22 protein-coding genes are annotated in these 25,496 nt (G+C 40.6%); 12 read left to right on the top strand and 10 right to left on the bottom strand.

Annotated features, from left to right (window positions below; all coding sequences use genetic code 11):
• Nucleotides 1-7: 7 nt before the first annotated feature.
• Nucleotides 8-1,444, bottom strand: coding sequence for a nicotinate phosphoribosyltransferase (locus KRP56_04350; protein UAL07085.1), 1,437 nt, complete (start codon nt 1,442-1,444; stop codon nt 8-10).
• 168 nt (nt 1,445-1,612) lie between these two features.
• Between KRP56_04350 and KRP56_04355 the strand changes: the two genes are divergently transcribed.
• Nucleotides 1,613-2,797 (top strand): hypothetical protein, encoded by a 1,185-nt coding sequence (locus KRP56_04355; GenBank protein ID UAL07086.1) that lies wholly within the window; start codon nt 1,613-1,615, stop codon nt 2,795-2,797.
• 8 nt (nt 2,798-2,805) lie between these two features.
• Here KRP56_04355 and KRP56_04360 read toward each other — a convergent pair whose 3' ends face one another.
• The gene (locus tag KRP56_04360) at nt 2,806-3,438 is read right to left on the bottom strand and encodes a hypothetical protein (GenBank protein ID UAL07087.1); all 633 of its coding nucleotides are present in this window, start codon (nt 3,436-3,438) and stop codon (nt 2,806-2,808) included.
• 299 nt (nt 3,439-3,737) lie between these two features.
• Here KRP56_04360 and KRP56_04365 point away from each other — a divergent pair, with 299 nt between their 5' ends.
• The 6 genes from KRP56_04365 (at nt 3,738) to KRP56_04390 (ending at nt 10,964) form a co-directional block, all read left to right on the top strand.
• On the top strand, nt 3,738-4,292 hold the full coding sequence (locus KRP56_04365) for a hypothetical protein (protein UAL07088.1): 555 nt from the start codon (nt 3,738-3,740) through the stop codon (nt 4,290-4,292).
• A gap of 186 nt (nt 4,293-4,478) precedes the next feature.
• Nucleotides 4,479-5,846 (top strand): ABC transporter substrate-binding protein, encoded by a 1,368-nt coding sequence (locus tag KRP56_04370; GenBank protein ID UAL07089.1) that lies wholly within the window; start codon nt 4,479-4,481, stop codon nt 5,844-5,846.
• Nucleotides 5,846-8,803: an iron chelate uptake ABC transporter family permease subunit gene (locus KRP56_04375; GenBank protein ID UAL07090.1), complete on the top strand. Its 2,958-nt coding sequence runs from the start codon at nt 5,846-5,848 to the stop codon at nt 8,801-8,803. Before KRP56_04370 ends, KRP56_04375 begins: the two co-directional genes overlap by 1 nt.
• The gene (locus tag KRP56_04380) at nt 8,793-8,993 is read left to right on the top strand and encodes a hypothetical protein (protein ID UAL07091.1); all 201 of its coding nucleotides are present in this window, start codon (nt 8,793-8,795) and stop codon (nt 8,991-8,993) included. The genes KRP56_04375 and KRP56_04380 overlap by 11 nt, the downstream gene beginning before the upstream one ends.
• Entirely contained in the window at nt 8,990-10,168 is a 1,179-nt protein-coding gene (locus KRP56_04385; GenBank protein ID UAL07092.1) for an iron ABC transporter permease, read from the top strand. Before KRP56_04380 ends, KRP56_04385 begins: the two co-directional genes overlap by 4 nt.
• Complete coding sequence (locus KRP56_04390; protein ID UAL07093.1) at nt 10,158-10,964, top strand: ABC transporter ATP-binding protein; 807 nt, start codon at nt 10,158-10,160, stop codon at nt 10,962-10,964. Before KRP56_04385 ends, KRP56_04390 begins: the two co-directional genes overlap by 11 nt.
• Nucleotides 10,965-10,973: 9 nt before the next feature.
• On the opposite strand, the gene KRP56_04395 is transcribed toward KRP56_04390, so the two are convergent.
• Nucleotides 10,974-12,230 carry an arsenic ABC transporter gene (locus tag KRP56_04395; protein ID UAL07094.1) on the bottom strand — a complete coding sequence of 419 codons (1,257 nt, stop codon included), beginning with the start codon at nt 12,228-12,230 and terminating at the stop codon, nt 10,974-10,976.
• A gap of 74 nt (nt 12,231-12,304) precedes the next feature.
• Between KRP56_04395 and KRP56_04400 the strand changes: the two genes are divergently transcribed.
• Genes KRP56_04400 through KRP56_04410 form a run of 3 tightly spaced genes read left to right on the top strand, consistent with a single transcriptional unit; the run spans nt 12,305 to nt 16,328 of the window.
• The gene (locus tag KRP56_04400; GenBank protein ID UAL07095.1) at nt 12,305-12,751 is read left to right on the top strand and encodes a MarR family winged helix-turn-helix transcriptional regulator; all 447 of its coding nucleotides are present in this window, start codon (nt 12,305-12,307) and stop codon (nt 12,749-12,751) included.
• Nucleotides 12,748-14,502, top strand: coding sequence for an ABC transporter ATP-binding protein/permease (locus tag KRP56_04405; protein UAL07096.1), 1,755 nt, complete (start codon nt 12,748-12,750; stop codon nt 14,500-14,502). Before KRP56_04400 ends, KRP56_04405 begins: the two co-directional genes overlap by 4 nt.
• Before the next feature lie 50 nt (nt 14,503-14,552).
• Nucleotides 14,553-16,328: an ABC transporter ATP-binding protein/permease gene (locus tag KRP56_04410; protein UAL08457.1), complete on the top strand. Its 1,776-nt coding sequence runs from the start codon at nt 14,553-14,555 to the stop codon at nt 16,326-16,328.
• 15 nt (nt 16,329-16,343) lie between these two features.
• Here KRP56_04410 and KRP56_04415 read toward each other — a convergent pair whose 3' ends face one another.
• Genes KRP56_04415 through KRP56_04425 form a run of 3 tightly spaced genes read right to left on the bottom strand, consistent with a single transcriptional unit; the run spans nt 16,344 to nt 17,898 of the window.
• Nucleotides 16,344-17,126 carry a recombinase gene (locus tag KRP56_04415; protein ID UAL07097.1) on the bottom strand — a complete coding sequence of 261 codons (783 nt, stop codon included), beginning with the start codon at nt 17,124-17,126 and terminating at the stop codon, nt 16,344-16,346.
• Nucleotides 17,127-17,130: 4 nt separating this feature from the next.
• Entirely contained in the window at nt 17,131-17,538 is a 408-nt protein-coding gene (locus KRP56_04420; protein UAL07098.1) for a hypothetical protein, read from the bottom strand.
• Between the two features lie 39 nt (nt 17,539-17,577).
• Nucleotides 17,578-17,898, bottom strand: a complete 321-nt coding sequence (locus KRP56_04425; GenBank protein UAL07099.1) for a hypothetical protein — start codon at nt 17,896-17,898, stop codon at nt 17,578-17,580.
• 107 nt (nt 17,899-18,005) lie between these two features.
• Here KRP56_04425 and cls point away from each other — a divergent pair, with 107 nt between their 5' ends.
• Both cls and KRP56_04435 read left to right on the top strand, forming a co-directional pair.
• Entirely contained in the window at nt 18,006-19,487 is a 1,482-nt protein-coding gene (cls, locus tag KRP56_04430; protein UAL07100.1) for a cardiolipin synthase, read from the top strand.
• 60 nt (nt 19,488-19,547) lie between these two features.
• Nucleotides 19,548-20,291 carry a hypothetical protein gene (locus KRP56_04435; GenBank protein ID UAL07101.1) on the top strand — a complete coding sequence of 248 codons (744 nt, stop codon included), beginning with the start codon at nt 19,548-19,550 and terminating at the stop codon, nt 20,289-20,291.
• A gap of 236 nt (nt 20,292-20,527) precedes the next feature.
• On the opposite strand, the gene KRP56_04440 is transcribed toward KRP56_04435, so the two are convergent.
• The 4 genes from KRP56_04440 to KRP56_04455 form a co-directional block, all read right to left on the bottom strand.
• Nucleotides 20,528-21,928 (bottom strand): methanol--corrinoid methyltransferase, encoded by a 1,401-nt coding sequence (locus tag KRP56_04440; GenBank protein UAL07102.1) that lies wholly within the window; start codon nt 21,926-21,928, stop codon nt 20,528-20,530.
• A gap of 2 nt (nt 21,929-21,930) precedes the next feature.
• Nucleotides 21,931-22,713 (bottom strand): cobalamin-dependent protein, encoded by a 783-nt coding sequence (locus KRP56_04445; protein ID UAL07103.1) that lies wholly within the window; start codon nt 22,711-22,713, stop codon nt 21,931-21,933.
• 362 nt (nt 22,714-23,075) lie between these two features.
• Nucleotides 23,076-24,476, bottom strand: a complete 1,401-nt coding sequence (locus KRP56_04450) for a methanol--corrinoid methyltransferase (protein UAL07104.1) — start codon at nt 24,474-24,476, stop codon at nt 23,076-23,078.
• Nucleotides 24,477-24,478: 2 nt separating this feature from the next.
• Nucleotides 24,479-25,261 carry a cobalamin-dependent protein gene (locus KRP56_04455; GenBank protein UAL07105.1) on the bottom strand — a complete coding sequence of 261 codons (783 nt, stop codon included), beginning with the start codon at nt 25,259-25,261 and terminating at the stop codon, nt 24,479-24,481.
• Nucleotides 25,262-25,496 lie beyond the last annotated feature (235 nt).

Raw genomic sequence — 25,496 nt, forward strand, 5'->3', positions numbered from 1 at the left:
TAAACAATTAATGTGACCTATTGATCATATCTTGTTTGATATCCCATAATCTTTTTGACATATCCACATAATAGACATGCGGATTAGAGAAACGTTTGACCTCCTCCCAAAGAGTGTCAATCTGCTGAGCACAATACTCGCGTATCTCATCGAGGGAGGGCATATCATATACAAGTTCACCGTTTTTAAATATAGGAACCAAAAGTTCTTTCGCGCTGTAATCAACTAGAACCTTCTTTTTCCATGTAGCTTCAGGATCAAATATCTCGAGAGGCTTAGAATCGTCTATCGTTTCATCATAAACGCATATCTGATCTGCGATGGCCTTTCCGTCATTGTCAAATAACCTGTACAATTTTTTGAAATGAGGAGTCGTTATCTTATCAGTGTTGTCAGATATTTTGATCTTTGGAATAACATTCCCGTGTTGATCTTCGATGGCCACAAGTTTGTAAACTCCATTGAACACGGGTTCACTGTGAGCTGTTATCAGATTATCTCCGACACCGAATACATCGATACATGCTCCCTGCTCGATGAGATCGCGTATCAACCATTCATCGAGAGCATTTGAAACAACTATTTTACAATCCTTGAGACCAGCCTCATCAAGCATTTGTCTTGCCCTGCATGTCAAAAAAGAAAAATCTCCAGAATCCAAACGGATCGCACATTTGGTTATACCTCTTGGAACCAATACTTCTTTGAAAGCCCTTATTGCATTTGGAACGCCACTTTTGAGCGTGTTATATGTGTCTACAAGAAGTGTTGCATTTTCAGGATATATTTCACAGAACGCTTTGAAAGCATCCAATTCCGTATCGAACATCTGGACCCATGAATGGGCCATAGTTCCGCTTGCTGGCACTCCGTACCACTTATCTGTGACCGTGCAGGCGGTTGCACTGCAACCTGCAATATAGGCGGCCCTTGCACCCAATATTGCCGCATCGGTGCCCTGAGCCCTTCTGGAACCAAATTCCAATACAGATCTTCCTTCGGCCGCTCTGACAATACGATTTGCTTTTGTGGCGATAAGGGTCTGATGATTGATTGTCAGTAAAGAGAACGTCTCTAATATCTGCGCTTGAATGGCTGTGGCCCTGATAACCGCCATTGGTTCTCCTGGAAAAACAGGCGTTCCTTCAGGAACTGCATACATATCTCCGGTAAAATGAAAATCATTTAGATAATTCAGGAATTTTTCTCCAAAGACACCTTTAGAACGCAAAAATTGAACATCACTCTCGGAAAAACGTAGATTCTTGATGTAATCTATCAACTGTTCCAATCCGGCAGTAATAGCAAAACCACCTTTGTCAGGCACACGTCTGTAGAATATATCGAAATATACTATGCGATCCTGAAGACCTTTCTCCATGTAACCGTTTCCCATTGTATATTCGTAATAATCGCAAAGAAGCGATACGTTTCTGTCATTCATCTGACTGTGTATCTACTAATTGCTATAAGTATAACTCTCAGGCGTTCAATATTCCTCATTGAATTGGTAAAAAAAAATTTCATTATGGAACCAAATGCAATTTTAAGTAGTTTCACAACAAACTTACAGCACCGCAAGGGTTAATAAAAGAAAGATGTATCTTAGAGTATGGAAGACAAGGCCGCGAAATCTTTTGTTATCGCGATATTGCTAATATCGCTTTTATTTCTCGGAACCTTGTATGCTTTGGAAAACAATGACGGGTCTGGTACTGTCAAATGGACACTCCAAAGCGGTGTTTATATCGATGAGGACAACGAATCAGGAAACATAATTTACGAATCAGACTATGACCTAGTTGTAAATACACAAAATAATGGTCTTTTTCAAGGAACTTATGGTAAAATATCTGTTTCTGGTCAAATAAATGACGAGGAAATATGGTTTCAATTTCAATTTCCAACTATGACTATTGAATTTCTAGGAGTTATATACAACGGTAATACGATGGTCGGGCAAGTTATCACTTGTACTGATTCGGATGTAATCACTGCTTACAACCTCATATACACGAACGATGGGTCAAATGTTTCTGTAGAATTCGAAGATATTGACGGATTATCTGCTCTTTGTGATAAAGCTGTAATGGCATATGGAAAAAATGAATTTGAAAATGTATTAAACGATGATTCGAGGATCACTATAACAAATCAGATAGGTGGAGTATTTTACGGATCGATGGATCAGAACATTAACGGTGAGAAAACAGAAGTCGTATTTGTTGGCACATTGATACCTACGGAAGAAAATGGCGATTTTACGGCTGAATGTTGTGATATCAACGGAGAATACTGGTGTATGAATGTATACGGTGACGGAGAATGCATCACGATGACGGGATGTTTTGAGTCCAATTCTATTGAAACAAATGGCGCCCTTGTTACCGTTGAGCAAGTCTACTTTTTGGGCACTCCCGATTATTCCCTTATTCCAACACCGATTGAAATCGGGAATTCCGAATGGGTGGCAAGTGAGATCACCATTATGCATTCAAATGGAGATTATACAGAAGAGGATATCGATTGTTCGATAACGTTTTTCAATCAAGAAGACGAATTGATCTATGCTTACTTATGTCTTGGATCTACAGAGGAGACATCAATGGCAGCTTGCATGACATATGATTTTTGTGATGCTGATTATTTCCTTGGTATGATGGACATGGGCAAATTACCCATATACATATATGGCGGTTTTATTGGTGATGATACATTGGTACTTTACTTCAATACATCCGATGGAGATGACTACTACACGACTCAGATCGTTTTTGAAAATAAATCTACAATGTAAATTGATAATTACGATCTGGATCGTGTTAATTTGCGTCCTACTCCCATTTTTTCTCTTATCTCCGACGTAAACATTCCCGCAATCACAAATCCATATACGATGAACATGCAGATCTCATCAATTATCTCGAATACGTCTATCTCCATGGCTGAATCGATCATGTCTGAAATCGTAAGTAAGAATGATACCGTGAAGAAAACCACGATTATATACCACATCAAAACATCTAAACTTGATCCTACATTTCTTTTCATAGAACGAACCATGAATAATGAGAGAACTGTGGCGATAAGGGATAAGGCCATCGATAAAAGATCGTCGCCTATCTCTTCTCCATCAATTGTCAAGGAAAGAGCATCGGAGAAAACATCAATTAAAATTATTATCGTTGTTATGGTGATATATTCACATATTATCTCTATTTTTGCTTCACGAGACCTATATATCAACACTCCGTCCCAGATCTCAATGAATCCCATTAACGTAGAAAAGATACAAATTATCAGTGTTCCTTTTAATTGTGGCCATATGGGTGGATCAGAGATTATGACGATCAAGAAAAGCAACGGAATGAACAATGACATTGCCCCAACAATAATTAACGCTAGGCCTGCATTTTTATTGCTTTCGAAGATCTTCATGCAAACCGATATTATAATTAAAGTAAAAAAAATGTTACATGCATTCGGTATTTGCATAACTAGAAATTTGATTGAATATTGTGATAATACATTAAATAATTCAAAAAATGTAAAATTAAAAATGGTCCAGGAACAAAAATCATATAAAATTAAAAATTTACTTTTCGTATCATTTTTGATATTTTTTTTAGAATTCATCTTCAAAATCACTAGTCAAATCAATTTGAATTAACGAAACAGATTTATAATGGCCAAATCCTTTTTGTAGTATTGGATGAATACTCCAATAAGTGAGAATTATGGAAGAAAAGAATAAGATTATCACATATGCTGTGGTCACCCTTGTTGTAGGTGTATTAATCGGTACAGCGGTAGGTTACGCGGTATTCCACGAAGACAAGAATACCGATGATACGTACTATTACTATCTCTATTTTGGTGACAATAGTAGCGATAATGATTGGTACAGCGGAACAGGATCCAATGCAGGTGATGCGTTCAGTAATGCAATGGATAAAGCTGGATTTGACTGGGACATAAGTGCATACGGATACATAGGCTCGATAAACGATATCGGTGAAACATCTGGATGGGCACTATACCAGTACCTTTACTCTGAATGCACATCGGCGGCAGCAGACAACAGTATATTGTATCCTGTCAACGACAGTTACGGATATTATGCATCTTCCAACGGATGGAAGGTAATAAATGGATATGATGACGCTTCGATTGACTTCAAACTCTCAGAGATCTCATCATTTGTTTATTTCTTCTCTGTTTATCCTTCTGATTGGGATCCAGTGACACCATTGGATGATGATGGGTGGATGTCTACAGGGCCATTCAGCTGAATAAATATTGCCTGGATGTTCATTACACCCAGGCATTAAACAATTTATGATAGATCACAAACTATTACGACGAGGTGCAAAAATTTGATAGGATTCTTGTCATTGGCCATATTCACAAACTCTCATAAATCTGAGATAGATAATGGAAATTCCGTTCCAAAAGAAAATGGTATTAAAATAAAAAAAATGACCAGAATTGCTCGTATAAAAGTATTCCTTACCGTCATAATAGTCCTATCTGGAATCTTTGTCACATTTGCGATGAACGGTGTAGGGTCCAATGCATATCAATCTCAAACCGAAGGAATCGTATTGGATTTTGGCAATTATGATACTGTTTGGACCGATGCAGATTACAATGAGGTTTCTTCTGCGGTCGATCTTTTAGAATATGCGTGTGACGAAAACGGATATTCCTATACATTCAACGAAGAGGGTATTCTAACAGAGGTCAACGGAATCTCCAATTCAGACACTGTGATGTGGACACTATGGTATGTTACAAAAGGAAGCACAGAATTTACAGAATCAGAAAATTATTCCATTGACGCATCGAATTATTCAGGTACTGTTTGGGCATATTGCGAGGACGGCGAAGAACCTGCCGTGATCGTTGATGGTTCTGGAACATGCATATATGGCTATTCACAAGCCAATAGAATCGTTTCGTTATCGCCTTCAGCTACTGAAATTCTGGGTTCAATGGATGCCATCGATGCAGTTGTCGGTACCGATTATTATAGTGATTATCCTTCATCCGTTGTAGAAGGGAAAAGTGACGGCAGTATTTCTGTGGTGGGAACGTATACAGACCCTAGTTATGAATCGATAATGAAAACATCACCGGACATGGTGATATGTGACAGTTCTCAATATAATCAGATACAAATGACCACTAAGATGCGTACATCTGACATAAATGCAGTACTTTTGTACGAGGGTGAAGACATCGAGACCATAATCAATAATATATTCATTGTCGGGATTGCAATAGGGTATGGAATCCGTGCCCAGAATGTAGTAAGCGATCTGGATTATGCTGTTGAAGAGATCGAGGAACTCTTAGAAAATGGAGAATATTCAGACATTGAAACGATGATCTCTCTTTCATCTGATGCTTCGCCTTATGTGGCTGGCAATTATACCTATGCTGATAACATATTGATCAACGTATGTGGGTTCAACATCTTTCATTCCATGAACGGATGGGTGCATATAAATTCAGAATACATTTCTGAATACAACCCTTCAGTCATAATAATATATTCATCAGAATATTCTGCAACACAGGCCGATTACGATCTTATGCTGTCCAATCTATCTGCAGAATGGAAAAGCACAGATGCGTACAAGTCCGGGGAGATCTATTTGTTCGCAGACGAACTTGGCGAAATGGCCCAGCGTGCCGGTCCGAGATTTGCACAACTAATGGAAATAACAGCAAGGATATTGCATCCTGATGCCTTCGATGACGGTATAATCATACCGAAATATATTGGCGACAATTATGAGGACTATCTGACGATCACAAAGAATCTGGGGTTCGATAGCTGATGCAGTTCAAGGGTACATCGGTAGGATGTGTCATTCCTATTATTGTCGTAGGCATGTTCATCTTATCTTCTTTTGCAGTTTTAGCGTCCGGAGACGCAGCTCAATCAGATAATACTGAATTATTATTGGATGAGGGAAACGGAGATACCAATTGGATGGATCTCGTCTCATCAAGCACATATGCTTCTACTATCGAAAACACACTTAACGATGCAGGATATATATGCACGATATCAAATTCGGTTATATCTGTTGAAGGAAAAACTTCAGAGATAATCGGTTCTAGCACCAGTTCGGGTGGAACATTCATTGTATCGGGAACTACCGGAATTACAGTTACATCATATTGGTTTGCATATATTTGGAATGAAGATACATTAGAATGGGAAACAATAACCGATCTATCTGAAAATTACAATTCCGAATATCTGGCAGTCGGATTTTATCCCGTTGGATATACTCCTGCAGAAACTCCTGAAAATCCATCTTCTTGGACGTGCATTGCAGGGGATGCTGAGAATTCAGGTACACAAACCGCCAATCTATCTTCAGAAACAGGTACTATTGCCTGGTCCTACAAGAGCGTAGATGGTGTTACCGGAGTATATTCATCCACATTGGTTGCAGGAGGATTTGCCTTTGTTAAGTATGGTTATGCTTCTTCTTCGAATGTTGTGGTCGTATGTTATGATCTTAATTCCGGAGAAGATGTTTGGGAATTCTGGTATAAATGCACATATTACGAGACTACAACAGATCTTGTGGTAGGCGATTATCTATTTGTGCAATCTTCCAATGGACAGATCTATAAATTTAATTGGAAGGAAGGCCCAGGAGAAGACAACTCGAATGTCAAGACATTCAATGGAGAATCTTGGGGCAGCAGTACAGCGATACCTGATGACACGGGAGCTGAATTGATAGGAGCATTTTACGGTGATGGCGCAGGTTCCATGGTATGCGATTCGGGAGCAATATATGTTGCATGTTCGAACGGAATGATCTACTGTTTCGATCTGGATCTGAATCTATTATGGTCTTACCAGACATCGGGGCATGGATATTACACTTCACCGACGGTATATGATGATTACGTCTCTATTGGTATGTATGATGGACATCTCTACATACTGAGTAAAACAACTGGCAGTCTAATTGTCGATGAGGTGGTTTACACCACTACCTACAAGGGCAGTGTTTATGGACAGGTCTCAGCACCATGTTTCTTGAAAGAAGGTGACAGTTACATCATCTTTGCATCATATAGTGATGGAAGGGGAATGAGTTCTCAAACATTTGGGATCGTTGTATACGAATTCGATGGAAATGAACTTACTGAGATCTCTGATTACGTGGATGTTTTTGGCGGAGGGATATCAACATATCTAAGTCCTTATACCGATTCTAATTTTAATGGAATTTATTTTATGGCCGCTAACGGCCTCTATAAAATGGACACATCTGGGAACTATGAGCTGCTTAACAGTACGTTCTCTGAATTGAAAAGGACCAAATCATCACTTGTCATTGTCAATGATGAATACATTTACATTGCGTGTTACAACGCCAACTATGGAATGTATAAACTCGATATGAATGGAAAGATACTCGGCTCATTCCAATCCTCCTTTACTTCTTACTGTATGTGTCCTGTTACCGTGGTCGATGGAATGTTCATATCCGGTAACGATGGCGGGGTTTTTGCTGTAAGTGGAGCATTTAACGAATATATACCACCGACAAATGATGACAAGATGGAATTATGGGAAAAGATTGCCATTGCCATTGCCATATTCTTGTTACTTATAGCTTTGATCTGGGCAGTTTTAAGATATGTAGTAAAATGGGAAAAACCATTTGCACATGTTAAAGGATCAATTTTACATTTCTTCTTCGGAGAAGATTATACACATAATACCCGGAACAAACATCGTCTTTGGGCGGTCATGCTAATAGGAATATCGCTGACACTAGTTGCTGCCATAGCTTCATTATGCATAGGATCCAACACAACAATGTCGATCGGTGAAATGTTCAGTGCGTTGATATCTTCGATACAAAAAGGTGGACACAACCTGACATATAATGAGATGTTGATATACAATTCAAGATTGCCCCGTATCCTGGCAGCAATTGGAGTCGGAATTGGTTTATCCGTTGCAGGTGCCATGTATCAGGCAATAATAAGGAATCCATTGGTGGACCCTTACATAATGGGTGTATCTGCTGGGGCAGGAACAGCGGCTATAGCGGTAATAGCATTCGATTTCACATTCTTAGGATTTTTCAGTTCTCAAGATATATATCTGACCGCATTTGCCGCCATAATAGGCGGTCTTGTAGCATTTGCATTTACTATGATACTTGCAGAAAAAGCTGGCGGGACATCGATAAATTATGTATTGGCAGGAATAATCATAGGATTGGTCTTTTCTGCGATACAAACGCTTTTGATGATATTCGCTGGAGCTCATATATCTGGAGCTTTGACCTGGTTATACGGCTCTTTTGCATTGATAACATGGGACAAGGTCTGGTTGATATTGGTGCCTGCGATCACAATATCCTTGATCCCATTGATCTGGGCCAAAGAATTCAATCTTGTGCTCTTGGGTGAAGAACAGGCCAAACAGATGGGATTGAATGTCAAAAGATTCAACAGAGTGATGCTTATAGCGGCGTCCGTGCTAACCTCTTTCTGTGTGGCCTTCGTCGGTATAATAGGTTTCGTAGGATTGGTTATACCGCATCTATGCCGTATGATACTGGGCGGGGATCACAGATTGGTACTTCCCGCATCTATGGCATTCGGCGGTGCTTTGATGATATTTGCAGATCTGCTGTCAAGAGTACTATTGGTAGGATATGAACTTCCCGTAGGAGCGATAACCACCATAATCGGTGTGCCAGTATTCGCATATCTACTAGTAAAAAGAGGTAAGATGTATGATGGATGACGTCCAATCGTTAAAGATCAAAGGCCTTAACAAGGCATACGAATACAGATATCATACAGTAATGGAAGTTTCCTATTTCTTACAACTTGAGGAGATAGCGGAAGTTATTGAACCCAATGATTTTAGAAATGCCACAATTCCAAAATTTATAAGCAAGATATACGAACCTATGGGGGGAAGGGCCCTATGATCTGGACATGGTTGATATTAGCAGTTATCTTTATCGTTATACTCTATGTCATATCATACATATTCAGGAAGAATTATTGGAACATTAAGGAAAGGTCATCAAAATGGTTCAATGGGGATTCAGATTATCATTCTGATTCAAAGAGACGCCGTATAAAGATAATGATCTCTGTGGGGATTGTCGTTTTATTGGTTGCATTCATTGCGGCCCTATGTATTGGACCTACAAAGATACTGTCTGTTCCAGATATGTTCTCCGCTCTGATATCAGCGATATCAAAAGGTGGACAAAATCTTACATCTGATGAGATGCTAGTATATGATTCCAGACTTCCACGCACCCTTGCTGCCATTGGCGTTGGGATCGGGCTGTCCGTTGCAGGTGCCATGTATCAGGCAATAATAAGGAATCCATTGGTGGACCCTTACATAATGGGTGTGTCTGCAGGAGCAGGAACAGCGGCCATAGCGGTAATAGCATTCGATTTCACATTCTTCGGATTATTTGCTCAACATTCGATATACCTTACAGCATTCACAGCAATAGTAGGCGGTCTTGTAGCATTTGCATGCACCATGATACTTGCAGAAAAGGCTGGCGGAACCACAAACAGTTATGTCCTTTCTGGAGTCGTCATAGGAATGATATTCTCGGCCATACAAACAATAATGATGGTTTTTGCGGGAACACAGGTGACAAGTGCATTGCTATGGTTATTCGGATCGTTCTCCAACATAACCTGGAGTCAAGTATGGTTGATGATCATACCTATTTTGGTAATGTCAATAATTTGCTTCCGTTGGGCTAAAGAGTTCAATCTTGTTCTTCTGGGTGATGAACAGGCCAAACAGATGGGATTGAACGCCAAGAGATTCAACAGGGTCATGCTAATAGTGGCATCTGTACTGACCTCTTTCTGTGTGGCCTTCGTTGGTATAATAGGTTTCGTAGGATTGGTTATACCACATCTATGCCGTATGATACTGGGCGGAGACCACAGGCTGGTACTTCCCGCATCTATGGCATTCGGTGGCGCATTAGTGGTATTCACGGATATTGTCTCCAGAACAATTCTTCCAGGTCAAGAATTACCAGTGGGCGCCATAACTACTCTTATAGGTATTCCAGTATTCGCTTATCTATTGATTAAAAGGGGGAAAATGTATGAAGGATGATATCCCATTGTTAGAGATCAAAGGCCTGAACAAAGTATACGAAGACGGATATCATGCCGTAAAGGATGTTTCCTATTCTTTACAACCTGGATTGATTGTAGGGCTAATAGGTCCGAATGGTTGTGGTAAAACAACGATGATGAAATGCATTAACAGGATGCATAACCCTACATCTGGAGAGATCCTCATTGACGGTGAATCCGTACTGAACAAAACACCATCAGAAGTTGCGAAATTGGTTTCCAACGTACCTGCGGAATTGAAGGCATCCTTCGGATTGACGGTCTTTGAAACTGTGATGCTTGGAAGATATCCACATCTTCAGAACATATGGTGGGAGACGCACGAGGACGAATCGATGGTGATCGATGCTCTCAAGAAATTCGGAGTGTATCATTTACAGAACCGTTCATTGAATATGCTCTCGTCGGGAGAAAGACAGAGAGTGCTCATCGCCAAGGCCTATGTACAAAATCCCAGACTGATGCTTGTGGACGAACCGACATCCCACCTAGATATGAAATATAAATTGGATGTCATGGAATACCTGAGAGCAATGGTAAAACAAGATATGACCGTTCTTGTAGCCGAACACGACATCTCCCTTATGGCCAGATACTGTGATCTTTGCATAATCATGAAGAAAGGAGAATTGGTCACAATTGGGAATCCCAAAGAAGTCATCACAGAAAAGTTAATGCAGGAAGTATACGAGGTAAGTGCTTCTGTCGGATTCGATCAGGATGGGGAACTTTTCGTATTACCAAAGAGGTATACAGGTAAACACAATCTTTGAACATTATTTTCAGTATATTATGTAAAAATATCCAACGCAGATCAGCAATGTTATAAATGATACTGGCAATCCAATTTTTAATGCTTGCCAAAAATTCAATTTTATATCGTATTTCTCCGATTCCTCAGCCACTATGATATTAGCCGCTGCACCAATGAGCGTTGCATTACCGGCTAATGTTGAGGATGCGGCCAAAACAAGCCAGAACATCTCTTGAGATGGTATCATATTACCTATCAACATCACTGCTGGAACATTACTGATAAGATTGGATAACACCGCTGAGAATGCAGCTATTCCGAGTATGCTTGGTGTTTCTCCTTCACCAAAACCAGGGAATAAAGATGCAATTTCATCTATCAGCCCAGTACTTACCACACCCCCCATCAATATGAAAAGACCTACAAAGAACAATATTATGGACCAATCTACACGTTTTACCATCCAAACCGCATTGCCTATTCCCTTCGTAACTCCAGCAATTAGAGCAACGATCCCAGAGGCCAATGCAATAATGTATATGGGCAAACCTAACGGATCTGATAGCGCAAACAATACTACTGTTATTGTGAGTAGACCGAGCATAAAGATCAATCTGGGTCTATCAATTTTAACAGTATCATCATTGTTTATTTCTTTGTATTTTACCTCTTCATTGATGTCCTTTTTAAAGAAGAAGATTATGATCAATATCGCGACTGTTAATGCAATAATGGCCAAAGGTATTGTTTTAATAGAAAATTCCAAAAAACCTATTCCAGCCTTTGTTGCGATATAAGCATTCTGCGGATTGCCTACTGCCGTTGCAACACTGCCAATATTTGAAGATATGAAAAGACCGACAAGATAAGGTATCGGATTAGCTTTTAATGAACGACAACACTTTATTACAACTGGTGTCAATAGTAAAACGACAGCATCATTAAGCATTATAGCTGATAAAAATGCAGATAAAAGCATTAAAGATACTAGGAATTTTATATGAGAGGGATTACCTGCGATCAATTTATGAACGATTACCTCAAAGAATCCAGCAAGTTCAAGACCTGCAACAAGCAACATCATTCCAAACAAAAGAAGAAGAAGTTCATAATTGATGTATAACGGAATATCACTAAAACTGACAAGACCCAGAACCAACATGGCCGCTCCGCCAATAAGAGCTATTCCTGCACGCCCGATCTTGGTGCCTGGTATCTTATGTATGGCAATCAATGCATATGTCACTAAAAACACTAGTAGGGCAAGCAGGCATTCGATGGTCATTCTACCCTCATTCAGCATTATCCCTTTATTAGTTTATCCCATGACTAAAAATATGAAAATGTGATTTTGGCAGTATGCAGGTTCCTCCGAATATCCATGCGATGGTTGCGCCAAGAGCAATAAAGATGTACATCAACAAAAGGATGAATCAAAAAATGATTGGACTGGGACTTACTGCATCGACTGTACCTTTTCTATTTGAATTAGAAAAAAATGAAGGCACAAGTCTTAAAGAAATCACGGCGCACCTGAGTGTTGATAAAGCACTCACAACGAGAACAATTAGACAGTTAATAGACAAGGGATTTGCTGAAGATATAAGTGAAAATCACCGTTCGTGTAAGATCGTATTGACCTCCAAAGGTCGCGATACAGTCAAAGAAATAAACACGTATGTTATTGACGTGCATAACGATGTCTTCACATACATCTCAGAAGAAGAATTCCGGACCATGATGATCGTCATGGAAAAGGTCTATCGTAGAATTTGTGAAAAAGAAAAGGACCTCGAATCAAAATGATACTAAAATATCTGAAGGCCACTGAATGGTGTCTTGTAGCCATATGTGTATTTTTAATTTTCATACAGGTATATTTTGATCTTGAAATACCCGCCTACATGTCATCTATCACCACAATAATATCGACTGGTGGTACTACAGACGAGGTCCTACATGAAGGACTTGGGATGATAGCATGTGCATTTGGAAGTTTGATTTCTGCCATAATCACAGTTTACATTGCTGCATACATCGCTGCATCCCTTTCCATGAGACTCCGTGAGTTACAATTCAAAAATGTGCTTTCATACTCAACCAAAGAGATAAATAAATTTTCAATGGCAAGTCTGATAACTCGTTCAACAAATGATGTCAATCAGATCCAACTTGTTGTTGCTCTAGGTCTGCAGGTAATGATCAAAGCACCTATATTGGCGGTATGGGCAATAATCAAGATAGCAAACAAAAGTTGGCAATGGAGTGCTGCTACAGCGGTTGCAATAATCGTTTTAATGTTGATCATCTCGATATTCATGATATTTGTAATACCTCGTTTCAAGAAAGTCCAATGGTTAACTGATAAACTTAACCGTGTAACGGGTGAGAACCTATCCGGTGTGAGGGTGGTACGCGCATACAACGCTGAGGATTATCAGGAAAATAAGTTTGATAAAGCAAACGAAGAACTTACTTCCAACAATCTATTTACTGGTCATTCCATGGCCTTTTTGATTCCCAGTATGAGCTTGATAATGAGTTTGCTCTCGTTATCCGTATATTGGATCGGTGCGATCCTGATAAATAATCTTAATGGAGATTATTCGGCACAATTCGTTATATTCACCGATATGATCGTATTTTCATCATATGCTATGCAGATTGTAATGGCATTCATAATGACGGTCTTTGTCTTTATGTTCCTTCCTCGTGCGATGGTCGCATCTAAACGTATACAAGAGGTTATAAACACAGAATCTTCAATAAAAGGAGGCAACGTCACAGAAAGTCCTACTGGAATGGAAGGCGAAATAACATTCAAAAACGTGTCATTCAAATATGTGGATTCTGCAGACTATGTTTTAAAAGATATAAATCTTCAAATAAAAAAGGGCGAAACTGTCGCATTCATCGGTTCTACAGGCAGTGGAAAAAGTACGATTCTGAATCTTGTACTACGTTTTTACGATGTAACAGAAGGACAGATCTTGATCGACGGCGTGGATATCCGTGAGTATACATTAGAAACACTCCATAAAAAAATGGGATATGTTCCACAAAGAGCTGTTTTATTCACAGGTACAGTCGATTCTAATGTAAGGTATGGCGATAACTCGGACATTCGTACGGAAGAGGAAGTCAAAAGAGCCATAGCCATAGCTCAAGGAAAAGAATTTGTAGAAAAGATGAACGGACAATATCAAAGCGAGATCTCTCGTGGAGGTACCAACATATCAGGTGGACAGAAACAACGTCTTTCTATTGCACGTGCCATATGTAAAAAGCCTGAATTCTACTTATTCGATGATTCTTTCTCTGCTCTGGATTATAAAACGGATCGTGTTCTAAGAGATAATTTGAAAAAAGAAACCAACGGCGTTACGAGTTTGATCGTGGCTCAAAGGATCGGCACAATAATGGAAGCCGATCAAATTGTGGTTCTTGATAACGGACACATAATCGGAGTAGGAAAACATAAGGACCTACTGCATAATTGTTCTGTTTATCACGATATTGCATCCTCACAACTTTCAGAGGAGGAATTGGGACTATGAGCTCAGATCCAAATGAAAAGAGAAGAGGCCCAATGATGGGGCCAGGCAATATGGGTATAAAAGAAAAACCCAATAATTTTAGAGATGCCTGGTCCAAATTATTTGCATATCTAGGTATTTACAAAAGACATGTCATATTTGCAATATTGTTAGCGATATTTGGTACGATTTTAATACTTCTAGGACCAAATATGTTGGGTGAGATAACCGATACGATAACCGAGGGCATGACCACCGGTAATATGAACATGGAAAAGATCGTTCATATCGGAATCTTCTTAGTACTAGCATACTCCATTGGAACACTCTTAACATTTGCTCAGAACTACATCCTAGCTACAATATCCCAAAGAACAGCAAAAAGACTCCGTACGGACATATCAAAAAAGATCAACAGATTACCATTGAGCTATCTTGATAGAACCTCAAACGGCGATATACTTAGCCGCGTAACGAATGATGTTGATACCATCGGACAGTCAATGAACATGAGCATAGGCACGCTCGTGACAGCGGTTACCATGCTCATAGGTTCATTGATCATGATGGCCTATACCAATATGACCATGATGGTCACTGCGGTCCTATCAACCGTATTTGGATTTGGACTTATGATATTGATAATCTCTAGATCTCAAAAGTACTTTAACCGTCAACAAAAGAATCTAGGCATGATGAATGGTCATGTCGAAGAAATGTATTCGGCGCATGACATCTTGACAGCATACAATGGCGAGAAAAAAGCCACGGATCAATTCGATACAATTAACAAAGACCTTTTCAATAGTGCCTTCAAATCTCAATTCTTCTCTGGTTTGATGATGCCATTCATGACATTCATCGGTAACTTTGGATATGTGGCTGTTTGTATTGTAGGTGCCGTCCTTGTGATAGATGGTGGCGTATCATTTGGAATAATAGTTGCATTCATGATCTATGTACGTTTATTCACACAACCTTTGTCGCAAATTGCCCAAGCATTCACAAGTATGCAATCAGTGGCTGCAGCCTCAGAACGCGTATTTGCCTTCCTCAATGAAGAAGAACAAGAAGATGAAAGTGAAAAATCAAAAAAGCTTGAGAACATAAAGGGTGACGTTGAATTTAGAAATGTGCATTTCGGATATCTTCCGGATAAAGAGGTCATACACGATTTCTCAGTCAAGATATCTGCAGGTCAAAAAATAGCCATTGTTGGACCTACAGGAGCAGGAAAAACAACCATAGTCAATTTATTGATGCGTTTTTATGAACTCAATAGCGGAAAGATATTGATCGACGGCACATCTATAGAAGAGGTCCCACGCAAAAATGTACATGAACAATTTTGCATGGTCTTACAAGACACCTGGCTATTCGATGGGACCATAAAAGAGAACGTTATCTATTGTAAACAAAACATAACTGACAATATGGTCGAGAATGCTTGCAAAGCTGTAGGCATGCACCATTTTATCATGACATTACCAAACGGGTATGATACTGTTTTAGATGAGAAGATGAGCCTATCAACTGGACAAAGACAACAACTGACAATAGCCCGCGCTATGATACAGAATTCACCTTTGTTGATACTTGATGAAGCAACAAGTTCGGTCGACACAAGAACAGAAAAAATAATTCAGGATGCAATGGATGATCTGACAAAAAATAGGACCTCCTTTGTGATCGCCCACCGTTTATCAACTGTAAGAAATTCAGACCTCATATTAGTGATGAGGGACGGAAGCATAGTTGAAAAAGGTACACACCAAGAACTTCTTGATAAGAAAGGATTCTACAGTGAACTTTACAACAGCCAATTCGAAGATGTGGAAATCGCATGATTTGATATCATACGATTAATGTTTTCCATTTTTAGGTTTGGCACGTAAATACTTCAAAAGTTCCACATCTTTTTCAGTCCATTCCGGAGTGTATCCTTTCATAACATATTCTTTGTACCATATTTCAGCCTCTGTCATCTTTTGTGATATTTCTGACATTTTATCGACAATTATTAGTGCAGTATTGTCTGACGAGGGTTTCCATCTTGAAGGCCACCTATAGTCATCCTCCTCAAGAAAACCGACAAGAAACACTACCCTGTCTAGATGAGAAAGTTCAGCATATAGTGATGCTTGCATCAGGTACGAAGGAGGTACACAATTCATATTCCCGTTTTCATCCATCCATTTATCTTTTGAACCCGACGTCTTGATCTCTAAAATAGAATCCCTTTTTCCATTCATTGTGATGTAGCCGTCCACCATGCCGCCAAATAACTTGTTGTCATGGAAATGGTCATATTGACATGATTCTTTTTCCACGGGGGGTTCTACGGCTATTTTTATGCTTTCATCGACACTTAGTGATTCTTTCAACATCCTTGTTACATTATGGCCGAGGTAATCGCGAAGAACAGGTTCCAGAATATTACCTGCATCAATATACTTATTCGGAGGATCACCAGGATAGATACGGGCTAATTCACAGGCCACTTTGAATGGTGTGGAAAAATCACTCATTCCGAATATTCCACCTATCTTCGCACCTGTGATCTTCTTTGGTTTCCATGTCTCAAAATACACGGTCTTCTCCTCATCACAGATCTCAGTTATGTTCATCCTTCCATCAAAGACCATTTTATCATCTCAATGAATATGCAAACAGGATCCGGGTTTCAGTGTATATAACACCCATCGACCACATTTGTTTGCGAACATCCTTATATGCAACATTATGCCCATCGATCCAAACAGTTTCGCTTCCACCACAACGGTCAGATACGTACACTTCTGTAAGTACATTGCCAGTTATTATCGGATATTCTTCAGTTCTGTCCTTTCTTAGACGAGTATGATCAAATATACCGCTGGCATATTTCTCATTCCCTTCGAAAGGATTCATTTCTTCAAAGTTCTCACGATAATTGAAGTTTAATGTGCCTTCTCCATTCTTGGATTCCAACTCATATCTTTCGTTGAATTGACGTATTATACCGTCATCCGATCTTTCCTGAGTCACCTCATATTCGAACCAAGTACCAATGTCCATGAACGAGAATCAACATGTGGTTTTAAAGACATGATTGATTCATTCTTTTATTAGAGACTTGAAGAAACTGGACATATCTCTCAATCTGACATTGTTGAGATAATATATATGGTCCTGTCCCTCTTTTTCGGAACATATCAATCCTGCTGTAGAAAGTATTCTTATGCATTCATTGATTCTTTTTTCATCCAATCCAAAAATTCCATCCGTAAATGGTGTTCTTAGATATTCCTTAGAAAGTCCGCGGACAACTTTAAGAACATCTCCATCTGACAATGCTTTCAATATATCTAATTCAGGATCGTCTGAAATCATTGATATCTGGCTCTTACAAAGACAAACGTGTTTGCTTTGCTTCATTTGGTTTTCATCTGTCACAATGTGTGATCGAAAAATTAAGATTTAATCTTTCCTAAATAATATATTCAATACTTAGGATAAAATACGACAAATTCGTTCGAGTGTTAATGGTCGGCCTTACAAATGCGTTCTTCACTTTTTTGGACGTAATATCAATTTTTGTTTGGTTGATAATAATCATCGACGTCGTTGCCATATTCGTCTTACTTTTTTTGGAAAGGATGGACCCTAGATCATTTGTGGCTTGGTTGACGATATTCATCTTTTTGCCATTTTTAGGTGTAGTGCTATACCTTTTCCTTGGATGTACCCTTTATCGGAAGCATGCTTTCACACTCAAGGAAATAGAAGATGAAAAACTAGCCAATCTCTATCTAAAGGAACTTGATAGGATAGAATCAGACATTGATGCAGATAAAATAGACCCAGATATTCGTAATTTCGCTAAAGCCATCAAAAATGCGGGTGGTTGGGGATACTCCAATAATAACGATATCGAATTGATAACTGAAGGTCAAAAAAAGATGGATATGTTATTTTTTGATCTAAGACAATCTAAAAAATTCATATTATTCCAATACTATATTTTACGTGATGACGAGGTTGGAAAGGAACTGATGGATATATTGACCCAGAAAGTGAAAGAAGGTGTAGAAGTGTACCTTCTTACCGATGCATTCGGAAATGGAAATGGACCGAAGGCAGGCATTCGTGAATTCAAAGCTGCAGGTGGACATTTTGCTCTTTTTCATAGATCTATCAAACTTCTTCTCAGTCCGAAAAAGAACAATCGGAATCATCGCAAGATCGCCATTATCGATGGGGAGATCTCATATTGTGGCGGATACAATATAGGCAAGGAATATGTGAATCATGGGCGGTTTGGCTATTGGAGAGATGCTTCTTTAAGGATCAAGGGCGGAGCTATAATTCCTTTGACTACAAGGATAATCGCTGATTGGAATTATACATCCAAAAAAGACATGATCACAGATCCCAAGAAGTATTTATTGAATGCACCCTATGAAAACAAAGGGGAAGAAAGAGCACAGGTCGTGTCAGGCGGACCCGACACATACAAGAACAATCCAGTAAGATCCCAATATCTCGAAATGATAAGACAGGCAAGGAAAACACTGTACATTACGACACCATATCTTACACCGGATGAGACGATAACTGAATGCATAAAATGCGCTGCCATGGCGGGCGTTGACACAAGAATAATTGTTCCTGCCGTCGGAGATCATATTTTTGTACACTGGAATACCCTTTCTGCCGCCAATGAATTAATGAAACATGGTGTTAAGGTATATCTCCATCAAAATGGGTTTAACCATGCCAAGACGATAATCTGTGATGATGCTTTCCTTTCCGTAGGTTCAGCAAATATGGATGATCGGTCTCTTAATTTAAATTTTGAAACAAATGTTATGGTATATTCTCGTAAGATTCGTGATCAGATGTATGAGATGTTCATGCATGATCTAAAATATTGTTCAGAATATTCTTGTGAAGAATATGAAAGCATGCCACTTAAATATAGAATAAGAACGAAAATCTCGTACTTCTTTAAACTGATCAGTTGACGTCCAATTACTAAAAATTATATATAACTTCAATGTTGACAGCGTTGCAAGGGAGTGAATATGGGCGATTTTAGGTTAGGAGCAACGATTTCTATTGCCCTTATTACGGTTTTAACTGTTACAGCTGTTTCAGTCATTTCTGATGACAGCGACGCAATCTCCTCTATAGAATATTCAGATTTGAATACATCTGATTTTTATGATAATATCATATACGATATCAAAAATGAAAATCCAACTGAATACAACATAGATCTGTCCTCTTTTACATCCACCAACACAATTGTACCTTCGCCAGTTATTGAAGCCCTTGCATCTTCAGATGGCATAAAACTTATATTCAATGTTTATTCCAACGAAGAGATTTACTACATATACATGATTGATTCATTAAGAGTCAACGAGGTCTCATCAGCATCTGTAGTAGATATCGGTGTTAACTTCAATTTTGAATCTAATGAAACAAGTAGCAATGTTGAGGACTCTGTGATCCTTATCATGAATGGAGAAGGTATTCAACCATTTGTCACCACTTTATATCTTAATCTAGGAGCAATAACTGATGAAGATATTTCCAATGTAGAATACACGGTTTCCTCAAGCACCGATGATCTGGAATTTTTAACCATTGATGGCGATTATATGGTATTTGAATTGAGCACAGCTCAAGACTATGTTTTTAATTCATCAGAACAAGTTGGATCTGATGCAAATGATGATTCTAAGATCAATAGGATCATAATTAGTATGATTGTAAGTGCTGCATTCATAATTGGAATACTTGCGATATTCAGAAATTATTGATGATCTCATTTTAAATCAAAACTTTAGGTTCATATCGGATGTCAAGATATGATGAAATGTACCCATATTGTTCAGCATGAGCAGTAACTAGCAATACGTAAAACTTGATTTGATATACTCCGGAACAGGATCATCCTTGTACCAATAATTTTCATTTGATCACATTAAATAATAAACAAAAATGAGGCTCGGGGAATGATCCCCGATAAAATGTTTAGAACACGAGATTACAACCTTCAGAGGTCGTAGTTCTTCATGTTAAAGTTGGGAACAAGTCCTGAGAACTCTTTTACAGCGTACTCAACGAATTTGCTCTCTTCCTTTGGCAATGCCTCGAACTTCTTGATGATGTCCTTGAGGGTGTCGAGCTGTTTGTTGGTGAGCGCGAGCTCTTTGGTCTCGTATCCTTTAAGGATGATCTTGGCACCGGTAAGTCCTGCTCCAAGGGCCCTGTTGTAGAGGTGGTTACCCTCTGCTGCGATGGCCTTTCCGATCTCGTATGCATGGTCGTATGCGAGAACGTATGCCTCTGGTCCCCTGGTCCTGTCAGCGAACATGTACAGATCCCTGAGGGTCTTCTCCTGTTTCATCTGGAGTGCAGTGTTCATGAGGGCTGCTTCGTATCCGATGGATCCGAACCAGCACTGGACGGATGTTCCACCGAACTCGGGGTGGTACTCGACAGATTCGTTGGACCAAAGGTCACAGCACTGTGCGATAAGGTTTCCCTGAAGATCGCAGTGTGCGCACTGGCAGTTCTTTCCTTCCTGAGCGGTAGGCATTCCTGCTATTGCTTTTACTATGGGTCCTTCGTAACCACAGTCTTTGTCAGGTCCGATTGCACCGGACTCCCATGCTGCAAGTGTCCTTGCTGCAGAGATCGACCTTGTTACTGCGGAGAATGTTCTCTGAACATCGTTGTCCTGCATTCCGCCAGCCATGAACATAGCGACGTTTGCTCCGGAGCAGTTTGTGTCTCCTCCAGCAACGCACTTGTGTTTCTTGGCGATGTTTGCGAACTCAGACCAGACATATGTCATGTCAACGGTTCCAAGGTATCCGACACCGAAGAGGAAAGCAACGATATCTCCATTTGTAACTGCGTAGTCTGCGAATTCTTTTCCACCGACGGTCTCACATGAGAGGTTGTCTGCACCGTTCTCGCAAGCGATCTCGGCACATTCGAAAAGTTTCTCAGGGTATGCGTGGTTCTTGTCGTGTCCAGGCCTGAGTCCATGATCTGCCTCACGCTGGTCAGGGATTGTCTGCCTTACACCACAGTTGAGTCCATACTCCTCGTGGTATTTCTCACACATTGCTTTCTGACCTGATACGACAGGTGCAGAGAGTTTTTCCTGGTTCATCTGTGAAACCCATTCGGTCTCAAGCTGAACGTCGGGGAATCCGACAGTGATAGCCCTGTCGAGAATGTCCTTTGTGATGTAATCGACATACTCTTTCCTGAGTTTTGCGGGGTCTTTCTCTGTTCCGGGCCTGGGTGCATAGTTGATCTCAGGGATAACTTTGCCTGCTCCGATCTTCAATCCGAATCCGTAGGAAACGGGCTTGATTGCACGTCCGAATGTCATATCGTCGGCACATGCGTATTCCATTTTTGTGAATCTCTTAACTGACATATTTACTGGCCTCCAATGATTGAGTCCCACTCTTCTCTAACTTTCTTCCAGTCGTATCCCTTGCGGATCTTCTCTGCAATTATAGGCGTCTGGGGGGCTTTCTCGGAATAAATTCCGAGGTCGTATGAGTTTGCATAATCTCTGTTGACTGCTCCACCACATCCCATGAGGGGTGTTTTCATACCTTTGTGGACGAGCATTTTTGCCTCAGCGGGGAATGCAGACATTGTTGTTGTCATAAGTGCTGTTCCGCTGGCGAAGAGTGGTTTGACTTCCACGACTTTATCAACGAACTCTGCGACAGGGACGTCACGGCCCATGTCGATGACAGTGTATCCGGAGGATCTGACCATGACTGCTGCGATGTTCTTTCCGATGTCGTGGGGGTCTCCCTCGGCAGCGTGCATGACAACTGTTCCTTTTGTCTCCCTGCCTCCAGGGACCTGTTTCTCTGCGATTGCGATTCCGATCTCCATGGTCTTTGCGGCCATCATGATCTCAGGCAAGTAGTAGACGTGCTCTGCGTACAGCTTTGCAACGACTTCCATACCAGCAACGAGTCCGTTGTTGATGACATCCAAGGGGTTCCTGTGTTTAAGGGCGTCCATAACTACGGGTCCGACGGTCTTGAATCTCATATAGAGTACTTCTTCTGCGACCTTCTTGAAGACCTCGTCCTTGGGCAACATCTTTTTAGCCATTTCTTCAGGGGTTGCGATGACTTGACCTTCGACGTCATATCTCTTCACAACGACTGAGAAATCTGCTCCATTTGTGCTTAGCATGTTAATTTCTCCAATTTGTTCAGCGTTTTCACGCTTGCAACCTAAATTTTCGGAATAATATTTAGGTGATTTTGTGGTTGGATGGGTTGTCAATGTCAAATAATAAAAATCATTAAATACTATTGAACATAGCAAATTCCAACTGTCCATATTTGCCAATATCTTGTAATGTTTGACTATGTCAAACATTATATTATAGTGGGGGAAGAATCGAATATAAAGATTGGATTCATCCAACGGATACAGATTATTGTATTCTACCGATAGAAATGATTATAAGCACATGGCGATAAATAATTTGAAAACTCAAAAAAAAGGAAAATAGATTAAAAAGTTTAAATCCTCAAAGAATTACTTGAACTTCAGAGTCCGTAGTTCTTCTTGTGGTAGTTGGGGATAAGCTCAGAGTATTTCTTGTCGCAGTACTCGAAGAATTTGCTCTCCTCTGTGGGGAGTGCTTCGAGTTCTTTGATCATGCTCAGGAGGACATCCTTCTGCTTGTTTGTGAGGGCGAGTTCTTTCGATTCGTTGCTTGCCTTTATGATGTGGGCTGCTTCGAGACCGGCTGCTTTCGCACGGAGGTAATAGTTGTTACCTTCTTTGGTGATTGCCTCTCCGATCTTGTATGCATTGTCGTAAGCAAGGATGTGTCCCTCTGGGCCACGTGTACGGTCAGAGATCATGTACAGGTCTCTGAGGGTTTTCTCCTGGCCAGTTGCAATTGCAGTGTTCATCAAGGAAACCTCGTATCCGAGGGATCCGAGCCAGCACTGAACTGAGGTTCCACCGAATTCAGGGTGGTACTCGACAGACTCATTGGACCACAGGTCGCAGATCTGTGCCATCAGGTTACCCTGAAGATCGCAGTGTGCGCACTGACAGTTCTTTCCTTCCTGGGCTGTGGGCTTTCCTGCGATAGATTTGCAGATAGGTCCCTCGTAACCGCAGTCCTTGTCCGGTCCTGCTGCTCCGCATTCCCAAGCAACCAATGTCCTTGCGGATGCGATTGCTCTTGTTACTGCAGAGTATGTTCTCTGAACATCGTTGTCAAGGAATCCGCCTGCCATGAACATAGAGGTGTTAGCTCCTGCACAGTTGGTATCTCCTCCAGCGACTGTCTTGTTCTTCTTTGCGATGTTGACGAACTCAGACCATACGTACTCCATATCGATGGATCCAAGGTATCCAATACCGAAGAGGAATGCAACGATATCTCCGTTGGTTGTTGCGTAGTCAGCGATTTCTTTTCCACCCATTGTTTCACAGGATAGAACATCTGCTCCGTTCTCACATGCAACATCTGCGCATCCAAAGAGGTGCTCAGGGTATGCGTGTGATCCCTTCATTCCGACTCTGAGTCCCTGCTCTGCCTCACGCTGGTCAGGTATTGTGTGCCTTACAGCGCAGTTGAGTCCGTACTCCTCGTGGAACTTCTCGCATATTGCTTTCTGTCCTTCTACGACAGGCTGTGCCATTTTTGGCTGTCCCATCTGTGAGACCCACTCGGTTTCCATCTGAACGTCAGGGAATCCGACTGTTACTGCTCTCTCGAGAACATCTTTAGAAATATAGTCGACGTATTCTTTCTTGAGCCTGGCGGCATCCTTCTCGGATCCGGGCCTTGGCGCATAGTTGAGCTCAGGGATGACCCTTCCAGCTCCGACCTTGATACCGAAACCGTACGAAACGGGTGATTTTGCGGTACCGAAGACCATGTCATCTGCGTGTGCATATGCCATTTTTGTGTATTTTGTGCTTGCCATGATCATGCACCTCCAACAATGTTTTCCCATTCAGCCCTAATCTTCTTCCAGTCGTATCCAGCTCTAACTTTGTCTGCGATCGGTGGGGTCTGGGGTGCTTTCTCCGAGTATATTCCGAGGTCAAATGACTCTGCGAAATCTCTGTTGACTGCACCGCCGGCGGCCATGAAGGGTATGTTGATTCCATCTTTCACGAGCATTGCTGCTGCGTGGGGGAATGCTGTCATTGTTGTTGTCATGAGTGCCGTTCCAGTGACCATCATTGGCTTGGCTTTCTTGACTTCTGCGACAACATCCACAACTGCAACATCCTTACCCATGTCTATGATTGTGTATCCTGTAGACCTGAGCATGACTGCTGCAATGTTCTTTCCTATGTCGTGGGGGTCTCCCTCTGCTGCGTGCATAACGACGACTCCTTTTGTCTCTCTTCCACCTGGAATCTGCTTCTCTGCAATTGCGATTCCGATCTCCATGGTCTTTGCGGCCATCATGATCTCGGGCAGATAGTAGATATGCTCTGCGTACAATTTTGCAACAGCTTCCATTCCAACGACGAGTCCGTCGTTGATAACAGCGAGAGGTGCTTTTGTCTTAAGGGCCTCTGTAACAGCAGGTCCGACTTCCTTGAATTTCATGTACAAGACAGTTTCTGCAACTTTCTTGTAAACTGGATCCGAAGGAAGCATTTTCTTCGCTATGCTCTCAGGGGTTGCTTCGTTCTGGGCCCCAATGTCGTAACGTTTGAGGATCTTTCCGTAGTCCACTCCTTTATAACTTACCATGTTTTTTCCTCCAATGTGCTCCACCGTAATGGACCGGTGTAACAGCAAATGTTCTTAAACGAGTGGTTAGTATTTAATTCATTTCGCGGTTGGATGTTATATCCACGTATTTATAAAAAAACAACAATCATTATATAGTAGTGATTAAAACTTCGTAATTTATAAGGTATTTTAGTGGATAAAAGTTACATCCATAGTAACTAGAGATTAATGTAGTTCTATAGAATTTTAGAGT

Origin of the sequence: Candidatus Methanogranum gryphiswaldense (genome assembly GCA_019262145.1) — an archaeon.
GTDB lineage: Archaea > Thermoplasmatota > Thermoplasmata > Methanomassiliicoccales > Methanomethylophilaceae > Methanogranum > Methanogranum gryphiswaldense.

Bases quoted from the DNA above. Each gene is read 5' to 3' on its own strand.
- KRP56_04455 (UAL07105.1), bottom strand. From the start codon at position 25,261: ATGGTAAGTTATAAAGGAGTGGACTACGGAAAGATCCTCAAACGTTAC.
- KRP56_04395 (UAL07094.1), bottom strand. From the start codon at position 12,230: ATGACCATCGAATGCCTGCTTGCCCTACTAGTGTTTTTAGTGACATAT.
- KRP56_04425 (UAL07099.1), bottom strand. From the start codon at position 17,898: ATGAAGCAAAGCAAACACGTTTGTCTTTGTAAGAGCCAGATATCAATG.
- KRP56_04370 (UAL07089.1), top strand. From the start codon at position 4,479: ATGACCAGAATTGCTCGTATAAAAGTATTCCTTACCGTCATAATAGTC.
- KRP56_04400 (UAL07095.1), top strand. From the start codon at position 12,305: ATGCAGGTTCCTCCGAATATCCATGCGATGGTTGCGCCAAGAGCAATA.
- KRP56_04410 (UAL08457.1), top strand. From the start codon at position 14,553: ATGGGTATAAAAGAAAAACCCAATAATTTTAGAGATGCCTGGTCCAAA.
- KRP56_04385 (UAL07092.1), top strand. From the start codon at position 8,990: ATGATCTGGACATGGTTGATATTAGCAGTTATCTTTATCGTTATACTC.
- KRP56_04405 (UAL07096.1), top strand. From the start codon at position 12,748: ATGATACTAAAATATCTGAAGGCCACTGAATGGTGTCTTGTAGCCATA.
- KRP56_04355 (UAL07086.1), top strand. From the start codon at position 1,613: ATGGAAGACAAGGCCGCGAAATCTTTTGTTATCGCGATATTGCTAATA.
- KRP56_04435 (UAL07101.1), top strand. From the start codon at position 19,548: ATGGGCGATTTTAGGTTAGGAGCAACGATTTCTATTGCCCTTATTACG.
- KRP56_04365 (UAL07088.1), top strand. From the start codon at position 3,738: ATGGAAGAAAAGAATAAGATTATCACATATGCTGTGGTCACCCTTGTT.
- KRP56_04380 (UAL07091.1), top strand. From the start codon at position 8,793: ATGATGGATGACGTCCAATCGTTAAAGATCAAAGGCCTTAACAAGGCA.
- KRP56_04350 (UAL07085.1), bottom strand. From the start codon at position 1,444: ATGAATGACAGAAACGTATCGCTTCTTTGCGATTATTACGAATATACA.
- KRP56_04375 (UAL07090.1), top strand. From the start codon at position 5,846: ATGCAGTTCAAGGGTACATCGGTAGGATGTGTCATTCCTATTATTGTC.
- KRP56_04390 (UAL07093.1), top strand. From the start codon at position 10,158: ATGAAGGATGATATCCCATTGTTAGAGATCAAAGGCCTGAACAAAGTA.
- KRP56_04440 (UAL07102.1), bottom strand. From the start codon at position 21,928: ATGTCAGTTAAGAGATTCACAAAAATGGAATACGCATGTGCCGACGAT.
- KRP56_04450 (UAL07104.1), bottom strand. From the start codon at position 24,476: ATGGCAAGCACAAAATACACAAAAATGGCATATGCACACGCAGATGAC.
- KRP56_04360 (UAL07087.1), bottom strand. From the start codon at position 3,438: ATGAAGATCTTCGAAAGCAATAAAAATGCAGGCCTAGCGTTAATTATT.
- KRP56_04420 (UAL07098.1), bottom strand. From the start codon at position 17,538: ATGGACATTGGTACTTGGTTCGAATATGAGGTGACTCAGGAAAGATCG.
- KRP56_04445 (UAL07103.1), bottom strand. From the start codon at position 22,713: ATGCTAAGCACAAATGGAGCAGATTTCTCAGTCGTTGTGAAGAGATAT.
- cls (UAL07100.1), top strand. From the start codon at position 18,006: ATGGTCGGCCTTACAAATGCGTTCTTCACTTTTTTGGACGTAATATCA.
- KRP56_04415 (UAL07097.1), bottom strand. From the start codon at position 17,126: ATGGTCTTTGATGGAAGGATGAACATAACTGAGATCTGTGATGAGGAG.